Genomic DNA, 14,021 nt, shown 5'->3' on the forward strand with positions numbered 1-14,021 from the left:
TCATCGGACATGAACTCAAGCTGCAGGTTGGAATCAGATATCGCCCCGGGCGCCAGGTGCCTTCAGTGCGCTGTCGAGGCACTTAAGTAACTCTTGTCCGCCAAATGGTTTGGCGAGGAAGCCAATTGCTCCCGCGTCCAGGGCTGACGTGCGCACACGCTCGCTGGGAAAAGCGGTAATGAAAATGAAAGGTGCTTCGTAACCACGCGTCCGCATCTGTTCCAGCAGCTCCAGCCCGCTCATCGTCGACATCTGCACATCGGTAATGACACAGGATATCTCGTTCAATTGCGGCGACTGCAGGAGCGCCTCGGCCGAAGCAAATATCTGCACGAGGTAGCCACGCGATTTTAAGAGGTTCCCTGTCGCCGCACGGACTGAGGCGTCGTCGTCAACGACGGAAATCAAAGGCGTGGACAAGATGAGCCCTCCTGGCGCGGGAATAGCGGCTGCCAAAGCACTAGCCACCTTCGGCGAAAGATGGGCTGGAGAGATGAAGCTGTAAAATCATACTTGCGTTTGTTCAGGACGATTTGCACGAAGCCCCAGCGTCTCGCTCATTCTGATCAGCTCGGCGAGCGAACGGGCACGCATCTTTTTCATTACGTGACCCCGGTAGATCTTGACGGTAATCTCGGCGAGCCCAAGTTCGGCGGCTACCTGCTTGTTCATCAGGCCGGCCGTGACCAGTTTCATCACCCCCTGCTCTCGCGGGCTTAAGGTCTCAAATAAAGACTGCAGGTTCGCGACGGTTCGCTGAGCTTCCCGTCTTTTGCGATCGCGTTCGGTCGCCGCAACCACGGCATCAAGCAGTTCCTGATCGCGGAAGGGCTTGCTGAGAAAATCGACCGCACCTCCCTTCATGGCCCTGACGGTCATGGGAATGTCGCCATGACCGGTGATGAAAATGATCGGGATGTGTATGTTCAACCTGGCCAGCTCGGTCTGGTAGTCAAGGCCGCTCAGGCCTGGCAGCCGGACATCAAGAACTAGGCAGCTTGGGACGTCCGGAATTGTGCTCTGCAGCATTTCCCGGGCCGATCCGAACGCAACGACCTCCAATCCTACCTGTTTAAAGAGGTTAATAAGCGAGCGGCGCACGGAGATGTCATCTTCTACGACAAAGACGATCGCCTTCCTCGAGGCCTCGGCACTGCTACCCTGACCTGGCGAGTCAAATGGTACTGTCACTGGATGGCCTCCTTATGCACGGGCAGGACAAACTGGAAGGTCGCGCCCGGTTCATCTTTCTGAAGAAACGATAGCCGCCCTCCGTGAGCTTCCACGATAGAACGGCAGATCGAAAGTCCCATTCCAAGGCCGCTCGACTTGGTGGTGAAGAAGGGATCCAAGACGTGGTCAGCGTCCTTCTCAGCGATCCCGACGCCGCAATCGGCTACGGCAAGCTGCACGCGCCCCAGATCGTCCTTGGATGATTGAATCAGAAGTTCGCGCGGCCGGTCTGTAATTGCGTCCATCGCCTCGATTCCGTTCATCACCAGATTGATGATCACCTGTTGTAGCTGAATTCGATCACCGAGGATCCTAGGCAGCACGGCCGTCAACTCGGTTCGCAACGTCACCCGGTGGCTCACCAGCTCTCGTGTTACCAGCGCAATGACGTCCCTGACGACATCATTAATGTCTAGCGGCACCATCTCAATCTCGCCTTTCTTCGCGAGTGCGCGAACACTACGGATCACCTCGCTTGCCCGGATCGCGTCTTCGATGATCCATTCCACTGAAGAGCGCGCTTCGGCAAGATCAGGAGCTTCGCGAGCCATCCATCCGAGGCACGCATCGGCGTTCGTGAGAATAGCGGCGAGTGGCTGGTTTATCTCGTGGGCGATGGAGGTTGTCAGTTCTCCTAACGTCGTTACACGCGTCACATGGGCAAGCTCCGCCTGTGCCTTTCGCAGGTCTTGTTCGGCCTGATCGGCGCGAATAATGGCTGTGATGTCAGTGCTGACGCCACGGTAGCCCAGAAAATTGCCGTTTCCGTCGAAGAAAGGTTTGCCACTCGAGCGGACGTAGATCGGAGATCCCATCCTATTCACTGTGCGGTAGACGAGATCCCGAAACGGCTGATGCGCCTGCAACGTCGCCCGATGTTGCCGCCACTTTTCGGGCTCGTCTTCGACGTCGCACGCAATCTCCCAGCGAGGCAGGTCTATCAATCCTGTGGCCAAAATTCCTGCAGTGCTGGTGTGCTCGGATAAGCGAGTGACCCGATGATCTGGACCGGTCTCCCAGAGCCAGTCGGAAGCTGTTTCGGCGTAGTCGCGAAAGCGCTGTTCGCTTTCGCGCAGCGCGACAAGTGTGTTTTCCAGGCGTTCCCTAGCTGCGTGTTGATCGGTGACATCCATATGTGTTCCAATCAGCTCGCTGACCTTACCATCGCTAGCGACGACAACATGCGCAACGGAGTGTATGCGCCTTATCCCGCCATCTGGCAGAAGAACACGGAAGTCATATTCGAACCGCTCCTGCTCCTTTTCTCTCGCCTGGCGCTGCACCTCCTGTAACCGCGGCAAGTCTTCCGGATGGATGCGCGAGCGAATGGTCTCTATCGATACCGGCTCTTGTGGGTTAAAGCCAAACAGTCGATCAACTTCCGCGGAGCGATACACGAAATCTAGACCATGGACGTCCCAGGACCAGCTGCCTGTGTGGGTGAGATGCTGGGCCTCGGCCAGATAGGCCTCACTGCGACGCAACTGCTGTTCTGCTCTCCTCGCTGCTGTAATATCGGTAGCTGCCCCGACAAACTCGATTTCACCAGAAGCGGTTCTCGTGAGTCGTGCCTTCGCATGGATGTGCTTCACAGAGCCGTCTGGTAGCAGCAATCGATACTCGTGCTCGAAATCGCTCAAATCCCGCATCGCTCCATCGATAACCTGTTTAACCGAAGCCCGATCATCTGGGTGAGTGCGATCAACGACAAGCTGCGGCGAGGGAGTCGTTTGAGGATCTAATTGGAAAATCCGAAATGTCTCCTTTGACCAGAACGCCTCGCCGGAGGTGGCGTTCCAGCTGAAGCTGCCTGTATGACTCAACTCCTGAGCTTGAGCCAAATGCGCTTCGCTCCGCTGCAGGGCAAGTTCGGTCTGCTTTCGCTCCGTGACATCTTCGCAGGCGATAAGGACAATGGGCCGGTCGTCGGCCCAAAGCATGGCCTTGGCGTTTTCACGTACCCACAATACGGAGCCGTCCTTCCTGACTTTCTGGACGTCCCACGTGCGCGATTGTCCAATATCCTCAAGGCACGCCCGAATGCATTTGTGAACGAATGCGCGATCCTCCTCAAGAAATATGCAGAGCACGGAGTGGCCGATCAGTTCTGCAGGAGCATAGCCGAGTTGGGTCGCGCCGAATGTATTGACGTTAAGGATAGTGCCGGCTTCATCGACCATGAAGTACATGGCCGGATTGTGCTCGAAGATTGCTCGCCACCGTTTTTCACGATCCTCCAAATCCGCCGCACTCCGCTGAAGCTTGACCGCAGCCACATGCGCAGCCTCTCTTTCCTGGCGGAGCTTTCCGATCAAGTACGTTCCTACGATCGAGACAATAAAGAATGCGGCAACCACTGGAAGATCGCGGGGGTCATCGATTTGTAGGCTGAACGCGGGCGGCGCAAAGTAGTATGCGAGAGCAGCGATTGCCATGATGCAAAGCGCGGATGACGCGATGAAGCTGCCCATCAACGAGAATAGCAAGACTACTAACAAATAGGCGAACGCCGTCGCGGCGAAATGGGCATTAAGGTATACGCAACTCAATGTAACAGCGGCTAGCGTTATACCGCCGAAGGTCAACTGAGGGGCTGAACGTTTAAGACTGCTGATCTGGATAGACATTTTGAGACCGTCCGGCCTGTTCTCCGGCGGGAGAGCTATAGCATTCTAGGCAAAAATGGGGCAATCCTCGACGCTTGGATCGAGCGTGTCCGAGATTGATCACCTGCGGCCGAACTCAGCACGTGCGGGGAAAAAACGCATCATAAACGTACGTATAGTTGTCCTAAACTTTTCGATGAGGGGTCGCTGACCGTGCGGCAGTCGAAGCTGAAACGTCTGCTTTGCTCCCCTTGACGATGGCCTTACGGCAGTCGCTCGAGCCTGACGAGCAGAAATAAGCGGGCGAACCACTCATCTCGCCGGCACAGTCGGTCCTGCGGAGGAAAGCGCAACCGTCATATGTTGAGACAGGAAGGCCAAGTTGCGCGAGTGCTACTTGGCGATTAGGCCATCAGCCTAGCTGCGGAGGTCGTCTCCAATTGGTTTCGGTGGGATCGAGCGCCGACATGACACCGAGCCGACGGTGCCGTGGGCGACTCGCCGCATTCAGGTGGACGGTAGCCTTGACCGGCAAAGAGGCGCCCTGAAGAAGCCCGCACTTCTTTGATCGCGTGCTTTTCAGGGGGAGCTGCCTGGCCGCGACGCGGGAGCAAGAGCTGTGCACTGGAGAGCGCACGAGAAAGTGCCGGCTTGCCTTAACTTGGCCTGGCCGATTCGAAGTACAAGAAGTGTGAATCTTGCATTCAATTCGGGTTCGGCTGGTGGCGGTTAAGATCCGGGGACCTACTTCATTGTGCTTGTAGGGTCGATAGTGGTCGAAACTGCGGGCTGGTTGAGCCGAGCCTGCAGCGTTCCGTGCTCTAGCTCGTCTTCCCACCAGGATACGAACACGGCCGCGATGCCATTGCCGATGATGTTGGTCAGGGCACGCACCTCGCTCATGAACTTGTCGATCGAAAACACGATTGCCATGCCCGGCACAAGCGCTGGGTTTACCACCGACAATGTCGCAGCGAGGGTGATGAAGCCAGCGCCGGTGACGCCGCTTGCTCCCTTCGACGTTAGCATTGCCACAAGCAAGATCGTCAGCTGCTGGTTAAAGGAGAGATCGACGCCGAGTGCCTGGGCAATGAACAATGTTGCAAGTGTCATATAGATGTTGGTGCCGTCGAGGTTGAAGGAATAGCCAGTTGGCACCACCAGTCCGACGACCGTCTTGGAGCAGCCCAGCCGCTCGAGCTTCTCCATCAATTGCGGCAGTGCGCTTTCGGAGGACGAAGTACCGAGCACGATCAGAATCTCGCCTTTGATATAGAGGAGGAACTTGAAAATTGAAAAGCCGACGAGGCGCGCGATCAGGCCGAGCACCACCACAACAAACAGCGCGGCAGTTGCGTAAAACAGCGCGATCAGGCCGATCAAATTACCGAGTGCTGCCGGCCCAAACTTGCCGACCGTGAACGCCATGGCGCCGAAGGCGCCGACCGGGGCGGCTTTCATTACAATAGCGATTACGCCGAACACTGCGTGCGCGACGTCGTCAATCATGCCGCGCAGCCGCTCCCCACGCTTTCCCAGAGCCATCAAAGAAAAGCCGAAAAGGATCGCGAACAGGAGAACCTGCAGAACATCCCCGCGAGCGAAGGCGCCGACCACGCTATCGGGAATGATGTTGAGAAAAAAGTCGACGGTCTTCGAAGCTTCCGCCTGCTTGACGTAATTGGCGACCGCCGCAGCATCCGGCTTGACCGCAAGGCCATGGCCGATTTGGACGAGATTGCCCATAACAAGGCCCAACAGCAAGGCAAAGCTGGAGACGATCTCGAAATAGAACAGCGCCTTGAGGCCGACGGATCCAACTTTCTTCGCATCCTGAATATGCGCAATACCAGATGTGACGGTGCAGAAAATAATCGGCGCGATCACCATCTTGATCAGCTTGATGAACCCGTCACCGAGAGCCTTAATCCAGTCGTTGGTGGCTAGAGATGGCCAGAGGCAGCCGACCACGGCGCCCATAAAGATCGCGATCAGCACCTGAACGTAGAGTATCTTATACCAAGCTTGCGACGCGCGTACAGGCGCCGCAGTTGCCATGGTGGTCATGACGCTTCCTTCCCGAATATACTCGAATGTGAGCCGCCGCGCTTCAGAGGCGGCAGCGTCATACGAGACTCATCATTTTAGCCGTGTCCGATTGAAGACGGTTCCGGGAGCCGGCGCGTCCTTCCAAAGGCAGGCGTGTAGTTACGTTGTCCATTCTCGTTAAGCAAGATACGCACCAGATGCCTAAACTGCGGCCGATTGATTAGTCGTGGACAAGTCGTCTGCCTGGGCGGCATTGGCTGAGTCGAGCGCGGACCACATTCGCAAGGTCGAACAAAATAATTGCAGCGTAGCGCACATTGGCGGAGTTACGTCTCGACTGGGAGCCTTAGCGTGATCGATATGCACACAGTGCTGAGATCGATGCAACAACACGTGGCATCGGTAAAATCGATAGTTTGGATTGCACGCATTTGCCGGATGGAAGCGCGGCTTGGAAAACAAGATTGTTCGTAAAAGCCATTTGTCTCCAGGCCTGTGCTGACGATCCGCATTGGCCAGGGCGGTCACGAGGCCGGCTTCGCTCGCGGCCCCTCGCGCCTTTTGCGCCGTCGCAGAAGCAGCTTACAACGAGTTCTCGGCTATCCGTTCGTGTTGCTGCCAAACGGCGGGCTTCCTGCGGTCCGCTCCACTACTGGCGCGGCGAGCCGTCGACCAACCACACAGGCATCTCTTCGGCTGACAATTTCTAACGCTTCGTTGCAGGGCCGTCGCTGTCTGCTCGGAAACAAAGGTGCTGGAAACCTAACAGAGTGTTAGGTCCACTCCAAAGTGACGTCGCCGTCCACGCGAATTTCTCTCGCTGAGCATAGAGCTGCCACTGTTCGCACCCGGCACAGGAATTGCTGATGACAAATGAGAAGTTGCCGCCGTCGCATGAACCGAAGCGGAGCTGCCACAGGAGTTGTCGATGAGGCTTGCGATGCCGCTCTTGCTCGCACAAACGAAGCGCGTGAATTTGGCGGCCGCCACGAGCTGCCGCGCGACCAACTGGCGATTCGCGCCACCGCGCTGCGTGAGCCGCACGTGCAGGCCATCACTGTCAGGATACGTCGGCCCGCGCTCCCTGGCGGGCTGACGCAGATGGATGTGGTTTGGGCAGAGATTTCGCAATCCCTTGCGCTCACGATTGAGCTCGCCAGCTTGACGACCGTGATCCTTCTCTTGATTGGTGTGCCCCTGGCTTGGTGGCTAGCGCGCTCAAAGACCTTTGCGGGCGAGGCGGTGGCCACGTTGATCGCCCTGCCGCTGGTGCTGCCGCCAACGGCTCTCGGCTTTTGCGTCCTCGTTTTGCTCGGCCCCCACGGACCGGGTGGCGTTCTCGCCTCTTTCTGGGGGGAGCGCACGCTGGCCTTTACTTTCGCCGGAATCGTGGACGGATCGGTCCTCTCGGCGCTGCCGTTGGTCGTGCAGCCGATCCGTAACGCCTTTGTTGCGATAGGCGATTTCCCCTTGGAGACGACCGGGCGCGTTTCGCCGTTGTATGCCTTCATCGCCATCACCGCGCCACTGGCGCGATTGGAATTTGTTAAAGCCGCCGTGGTTGGCTTTTCTCATACGATCGGCACATTCGGCGTCGTGATGATGATCGGCGGCAATATTCCTGGGCGCACCAAGGTGTTGTCGGCCTACGTCGTAGACTACGTCCAAGCGTCGCGCTGGCGTGAGGCAAGTGTGGTTGCTGGTGGTATGGTGATGTTCGCCTTTGCGACAATCTTCACTTTGGCGCTCATCGACAGACACGGTGCCAGGAGGGGCACCTAATCGTCTTAGGACTGCCGCCCGACATCCGATAATGCGGGCGGCAGTCTTGCAAACTGGGCCCATCCATCCTTCCGAGGGTACAATGAACAAGCTTGCTATCGCCACGGCAGCCGCTGGATTCGCTCTCAATTCGGTGCACTCCGCGCCTCTGCCCGAAGCGGCGGCCGATGAGGTCGGCGTTTCTCAGCAGCGCCTTGCCAAGCTAGACGAGTTCTTCGCTGGCGAGATTGCAGCAAACGCGTGCCGGGCGCGGTGATTGCAATCGCGAGAGACGGCGAGCTGATTCACTACAAAGCGTACGGCCAACTCGACCCCGTAAAAGGAAGCCCATGCGGCTCGATGCGATCTTCGCGCTTGCTTCTATGACCAAACCGATGGTGGCCGTTGCTGGGCTCATCCTTATGGAGGAAGGTCGCCTTCCTCTACACGCCAAGCTTACGGATTACTACCCGGAATTTGAAAACATGAAGGTGGCAGTGCCACAGCATGACGGCTCATTGAAATGTCAAACGCAGAGTTCTGCGATCTACATCCACGATCTTTATCGCCACACATCCGGACTCACCTACGGTGCGCCCGACAGCTCAGACCAAGTGGCGCGTCTCTATCCCGGTTTCGCCGACCCGCCCCGAAGGGGCGATAAGCAGACTTTCATCGAAGCGATTACCAAGCTGCCGCTAGCGCACCAACCGGGGACGGAATTCGAATACGGCTTCTCGGCCGATGTGCTGGGAGCTGTCATTGAACAGGTCAGCGAACAGCGATTGGGCGGCTATCTCACCCGCAATCTATGGAAGCCGATCAAAATGCAAGATGCCACTTTCCATTTGTCGGAATGGCAACGCGAGCGCCTCGCGCGTTCCATTTTCGGAGGACCCCCTGACGGGAAAGCCACAAGACATCGAACTCCTCGAAAGCCAGACGAAGTTTGACTGCGGGGGAGCATGCGCATTTGCGACAGTCGGTGACTACGTGCGCTTTGGACAAATGCTGCTCAACGGCGGGGAGCTCGATCGGCAGCGGATTCTTGGTCCGAGGACGGTGCGCCACATGATTTCCAACCACCTCGGGCCAGGGATCAAAAATAAAGTCGCCAATGTGGAAGCGCACCGTGCCGGCCTCGGCTTCGGGCTTGGAGTGGCTGTACGGCTAGCCGGGGGGCTTTCGGCGGTTCCAGGCAATCCAGGAGAGTTCACCTAGACCGGGGCCTACGGCACACAATTGTTCTGCGACCCAAAAGAGCGTCTGATCGCGGTGGTCGGAACCGCGGCGCCCGGGGAGTACTACCGCGAACAAGTCCAATATATCGTCTATGCCGCGATAATCCGATGATCCACTTTCCCCCGAAAGGTTCGATGATCCGTTTTGGGTAGCAGACAGTGTTGCTAATACGGATCGATGTCGACTGAATGTAGGGGCCGTTGCCTTCTATCCGCGTCGGATGGATCGCACCAATGCTTCAAGACACGATCGCCTCCGCTATCGCGAAGAAGCTCCTGCAAGTGGGTGGGTGTCGCGATGCGCCAAGACGTCGCGCCGTGCCATCGATTGGCTTGTGCGATGAACGCTCCTAGATAATAACTTTAAACGTCGCGTCTCTTGCCCACAGCGCCGTAGCGATGACGTGCGAGGAGGCGCTTTTACCAAAGTCAGATCGAGTCGACCCAGCCCCCAAAGCAACGTCAGCGGCGCGCATCTCGGCTCGGTCCATTGCGGCGTCTCTTCCTCGCTCGACGGCCGCTTTTGGACGGCTGCAGTCGCGATCATGAGAGCTTGAGCGCCTCGTTGGTCAGAAATCGGCAAGCCTGATTGGGAGCGCGCATTGCGGTGACCGTCAACTGCACCAATTCTATTCGACAATCGGGCTGACGAGTGTCGCGATTGTAGGTTAGTCTCCGTGCAGTGGTGAATCTTCATGCTGATTTGTTCAAGTGCTCACATCTCCGCAACTGAACCATTAGCATGACAGATCCATGGCAAAGCTACTGGCAGGTGGCCAGGTTCACAATTTCGCAAATCTCAGCGGTCGCTTGATGTCTTAAGGGTTTCGCTTCGCTGGCCTGGTTCTTGCTAAACCGCCAGCAATTCGTAACGGCCACGACTACTCACTTGGAAGGTTTCATGGCTGATGCAACGGAAACGTTCTACAGCGTGATCAGACGTCAGGGTATCACGCGCCGTAGTTTCCACAAATTCTGTAGTGTGACGGCCGCGAGCTTGGGACTTGGTTCGCTCACCGCAAGCAGTATTGCCCAGGCCCTGGAAACCAAGCCGCGTGTGCCCGTCATCTGGTTGCACGGGCTCGAGTGTACCTGTTGCTCGGAAAGCTTTATCCGCTCGGGCCATCCCTTGATCAAAGACGCGCTGCTGTCGATGATTTCGCTCGACTACGACGATACGATCATGGCGGCGGCTGGACACCAGGCTGAGGCCATCCTGGAAGAAACTCGTGCCAAGTACAAAGGCAGGTATGTGCTCGCAGTCGAAGGCAATCCACCGTTGAAGGAGGGTGGCATGTTCTGCATTGACGGCGGCAAACCGTTCGTTGAAAAGCTCAGGTCGATGGCGGAAGAGGCCATGGCGGTTATCGCTTGGGGCACGTGTGCGTCCTGGGGATGCGTGCAAGCGGCCAAGCCCAATCCGACTGGCGCGGCGCCAATCGATAAGGTGCTCACCAACAAGCCCATCATCAAGGTGCCCGGGTGCCCTCCTATCGCAGAGATCATGAGTGGTCTCGTGACTTTCATCATCACATTCGGAAAGCTTCCAGAGCTCGATCGCCAAGGACGTCCGAGTATGTTTTATTCCGAGCGCATTCACGACAAGTGCTATCGGCGTTCCCATTTCGACGCTGGCCAATTCGTCGAAGCGTGGGACGATACGTACGCCCGCAAGGGCTATTGCCTGTACAAGATGGGCTGCAAGGGGCCAACCACCTACAATGCCTGTTCGGCCGTTCGGTGGAACGGCGGCGTTTCATTTCCCATTCAATCCGGCCACGGCTGCCTCGGCTGTTCCGAGGACGGCTTCTGGGACAAAGGGTCATTTTACGACCGACTTACAACCATCAAGCAGTTCGGCATTGAGGAGAACGCCGACAAGATCGGCATGGCCGCTGCCGGCGTGGTCGGGCTAACCGTCGCTGCCCATGCGGCGGTCACCGCCGTGAATCGGTGGACTCACAACCCGGATCGCGCGGCCGATAAAGGCAAACCGAGTTGAGGAGACACGACGGTGGCCGTCCAGACGCCGAATGGGTTCAGTCTCGATCGTTCCGGCAGGCGAATCGTCATCGATCCGCTGACGCGGATCGAAGGCCACCTGCGCGTCGAAGCCAATCTCGATTCCGACAATGTAATCCGCAATGCGGTCTCAAGCGGGACGATGTGGCGTGGCATCGAAGTCATCCTGCGCGGGCGCGATCCGCGCGACGCCTGGGCGTTCACCGAGCGGATCTGCGGGGTCTGCACCGGCACCCATGCGCTCGCCTCCGTACGCGCGGTTGAAAATGCACTAGGAATTACGATTCCGGAGAATGCCAATTCGATCCGTAACATCATGCAGTTGTGCTTGCTCGTGCATGATCACCTCGTACATTTCTATCACTTGCATGCGTTGGATTGGGTCGACGTGGTTTCCGCGCTCAACGCCGATCCCAAGTCGACCTCCGCACTGGCGCAGTCTATCTCGCCCTGGCCGCTGTCATCCCCCGGCTATTTCAGAGATTTTCAGATCCGGCTCAACAAATTCTTCGGGTCAGGGCAACTCGGTCCGTTCAAGAATGGCTATTGGGGGCATCCGGCCTACAAGCTACCACCGGAAGCAAACCTGATGGCGGTAGCTCATTATATGGAAGCGCTCGACTTCCAGAAGGAGATCGTCAAGATCCAAGCTATCTATGGTGGCAAGAACCCGCATCCGAACTGGCTGGTCGGCGGCGTACCCTGCGCGATCAACATCGACGGAATCGGTGCGGTGGGCGCGATCAATATGGAACGACTGAATATCGTGTCCTCGATCGTCGCCCGCTCGATCGAGTTTGTCGAGCAGGTCTATCTACCCGACATTGCTGCAATCTGCTCGTTCTATAAGGACTGGCTCCACGGCGGTGGTCTTTCGAGCAAAAGCGTGATGTCCTATGGCGACATCCCCGAAAACGCCAATGACTGCTCTGCGAAAAGTCTCAAGCTGCCGCGCGGGGTCATTCTTAATGGCAATCTCAAGGAGATACTGCCGATCGACCATGGCGATCCCGAGCAGATCCAGGAATTCGTCGCGCATTCATGGTATAAATACCCCAGCGATTGCGGTGGGCTGCATCCCTGGGACGGCATCACCGAGCCGAGCTTTGAACTTGGGCCAGAATTCAAGGGCAGCAAGACAGATATCAAGGAACTCGACGAAGGCAGCAAGTATTCCTGGATCAAAGCGCCGCGCTGGCGCGGCCACGCCGTCGAGGTCGGGCCGTTGGCGCGATACATCATTGGTTATGCGCAAGGCAAAGCCGAGTTCAAGGATCCCGCCGAGAGACTGCTGAAGGGGCTCAATCTCCCTCTGACTGCGCTGTTCTCGACGCTTGGCCGTACAGCGGCGCGGGCGCTCGAATGCCAGTGGGCGGCGCATCAGATGCGTTATTTTCAGGATAAGCTCGTAGTCCAGCTCAGGTCAGGCAATACGGCAACTGCCGACGTTAGCAGGTGGGACCCGGAAAGCTGGCGTAAGGAGGCCAAGGGTTACGGGTTCACTGAGGCGCCTCGCGGTGCACTCGGCCACTGGATCAAGATCAAGGACGCTAAGATCGACAATTATCAATGTGTCGTTCCGACGACGTGGAACGGATCTCCTCGGGATTCCAAAGGCAATATTGGCGCTTTTGAAGCTTCGCTAATCGGTACCCCGATGGCCGATCCGCAGCGGCCCCTGGAGATCTTGCGCACCATCCATTCCTTTGACCCGTGCTTGGCTTGCTCGACCCACGTGATGAGTCCTGAGGGCCAAGAAATGGCTTCAGTCAAAGTGCGTTAGGTCCATGCTGAATAGGGCTCGGAAGCTCCTCGCCGCCGACGATGCTGCACCGACTGATCGTAGCATTGGCGGTGGCGTCGCCTACGTTTATGCGCCGGTGCGACTGTGGCATTGGGCTAACGCGGCGGCCATTCTGGTACTAAGTTTAACCGGCTACCTTATTGGGACCGGCACACCAGCGATGAAGGGAGAGGCAAGCGGCAATTTCCTGTTCGGCTATATCCGCTTTGCCCATTTCTCGGCGGGATATGTGGCCAGCGTTGGCTTTCTTCTGCGCATCTACTGGGCCTTGATGGGAAATGCGCATGCCGTCCAGATCTTTTGCGTGCCGCTCTGGCGCGGGTGCTTCTGGCGGGAGGTGTATCAGGAGATACTCTGGTATGCGTTCCTTACAGGGGATCCTGACAGGCGCCCCGGGCACGATCGCCTTGCTCAGCTCGCAATGTTCTTCATGTTTACACAGACGATCACGTTCATGGTCGTCACTGGGTTTGCACTTTATGGGCAAGGTGCCGGTACTGACAGCTGGCAGTACAAGGTGTTCGGCTGGGTGTTTTCAATCTGGCCGAACAGTCAGGACGTCCACACCTTGCATCATCTCGGCCTGTGGGTCATCGTGATGTTCGCGCTGGTCCACATCTACGCGGTGATCCGGGAATACATCATATCGCGGCGCAGCTTCTTTTCCAAAAGATCGGCTGAGCGCGGGTTTGGCGATTGACCGGGAAGCGAATGCTCAACCCGAAAGACAAAAAACGGATCCTCGTGCTCGGCATCGGCAATATCCTGTGGGCCGATGAGGGCTTCGGCGTGCGAGTGGTCGAAGAGTTTCATAGCCGCTACGCCGTCGATAATAATGTCACCGTCCTCGATGGCGGTACCCAGGGACTCTACCTCGTCAGTTTTCTTGAACAGGCCGATTGCCTGGTCGTGTTCGATGCCATCGACTATGGATTGCCGCCCGGGCAGTTGGAGCTGGTACGAGATGGCGAAGTGCCAAAGTTTACTGGTGCCAAGAAAGTGAGCCTGCATCAGACCGGTTTTCAGGAGGTCTTGAGCGCGGCCGATTTTCTTGGCCGCCGCCCGCGAGAGCTCGCTCTCATCGGCTGTCAGCCATTGGACCTGGAGACTTGGGGCGGTCCTCTGACCGCGCCGGTGCGCTTTCAGATTGCGCCTGCGATTGAACTGGCTTGTCAGCTCCTAGCGCAGTGGGGCTCGCCGGCAAAACCGCGGGGAGCGCCGCTGCCTGCATCAGAACGGCTGTTGGCGAACAGCATCGACCATGCGAATTATGAGATGAGGGCGCAGCCCGTCTAGCGGCCTGCG

General features: G+C 57.5%; 9 protein-coding genes and 1 pseudogene. 6 read left to right on the top strand and 4 right to left on the bottom strand.

The genetic code is table 11. From position 1 onward, the window contains the following. Positions 1-33 precede the first annotated feature (33 nt). The 4 genes from ABIA40_RS00310 to dctA all read right to left on the bottom strand — a co-directional run bounded on the left by ABIA40_RS00310 (position 34) and on the right by dctA (position 5,906). On the bottom strand, positions 34-420 hold the full coding sequence (locus ABIA40_RS00310; RefSeq protein ID WP_035999163.1) for a response regulator transcription factor: 387 nt from the start codon (positions 418-420) through the stop codon (positions 34-36). An 87-nt stretch (positions 421-507) separates the two neighbouring features. Beyond that, positions 508-1,191, bottom strand: a complete 684-nt coding sequence (locus ABIA40_RS00315; RefSeq protein WP_035999112.1) for a response regulator transcription factor — start codon at positions 1,189-1,191, stop codon at positions 508-510. Beyond that, positions 1,188-3,860 (bottom strand): PAS domain S-box protein, encoded by a 2,673-nt coding sequence (locus ABIA40_RS00320; protein ID WP_404538101.1) that lies wholly within the window; start codon positions 3,858-3,860, stop codon positions 1,188-1,190. The genes ABIA40_RS00315 and ABIA40_RS00320 overlap by 4 nt, the downstream gene beginning before the upstream one ends. 723 nt (positions 3,861-4,583) lie before the next feature. After that, positions 4,584-5,906, bottom strand: a complete 1,323-nt coding sequence (dctA, locus tag ABIA40_RS00325; protein WP_225124680.1) for a C4-dicarboxylate transporter DctA — start codon at positions 5,904-5,906, stop codon at positions 4,584-4,586. 1,083 nt (positions 5,907-6,989) lie between these two features. On the opposite strand from dctA, the gene ABIA40_RS00330 reads away from it, so the two are divergent. The 6 genes and pseudogenes from ABIA40_RS00330 (at position 6,990) to ABIA40_RS00355 (ending at position 14,012) form a co-directional block, all read left to right on the top strand. After that, complete coding sequence (locus tag ABIA40_RS00330; RefSeq protein WP_404546112.1) at positions 6,990-7,670, top strand: molybdate ABC transporter permease subunit; 681 nt, start codon at positions 6,990-6,992, stop codon at positions 7,668-7,670. Between the two features lie 82 nt (positions 7,671-7,752). After that, positions 7,753-9,002 (top strand): annotated as a pseudogene (locus ABIA40_RS00335) (serine hydrolase domain-containing protein). A 789-nt stretch (positions 9,003-9,791) separates the two neighbouring features. Further along, positions 9,792-10,892, top strand: a complete 1,101-nt coding sequence (locus ABIA40_RS00340) for a hydrogenase small subunit (RefSeq protein WP_035999169.1) — start codon at positions 9,792-9,794, stop codon at positions 10,890-10,892. A 12-nt stretch (positions 10,893-10,904) separates the two neighbouring features. Next, the gene (locus tag ABIA40_RS00345; protein ID WP_225173801.1) at positions 10,905-12,695 is read left to right on the top strand and encodes a nickel-dependent hydrogenase large subunit; all 1,791 of its coding nucleotides are present in this window, start codon (positions 10,905-10,907) and stop codon (positions 12,693-12,695) included. A 4-nt stretch (positions 12,696-12,699) separates the two neighbouring features. Continuing rightward, the gene (gene cybH, locus ABIA40_RS00350) at positions 12,700-13,416 is read left to right on the top strand and encodes a Ni/Fe-hydrogenase, b-type cytochrome subunit (RefSeq protein ID WP_035999123.1); all 717 of its coding nucleotides are present in this window, start codon (positions 12,700-12,702) and stop codon (positions 13,414-13,416) included. Positions 13,417-13,427: 11 nt separating this feature from the next. Continuing rightward, positions 13,428-14,012, top strand: a complete 585-nt coding sequence (locus tag ABIA40_RS00355; RefSeq protein WP_404538105.1) for a HyaD/HybD family hydrogenase maturation endopeptidase — start codon at positions 13,428-13,430, stop codon at positions 14,010-14,012. Positions 14,013-14,021: the final 9 nt, after the last annotated feature.

It is taken from the genome of Bradyrhizobium sp. USDA 223 (assembly GCF_044909005.1).
Lineage (GTDB): Bacteria > Pseudomonadota > Alphaproteobacteria > Rhizobiales > Xanthobacteraceae > Bradyrhizobium > Bradyrhizobium yuanmingense.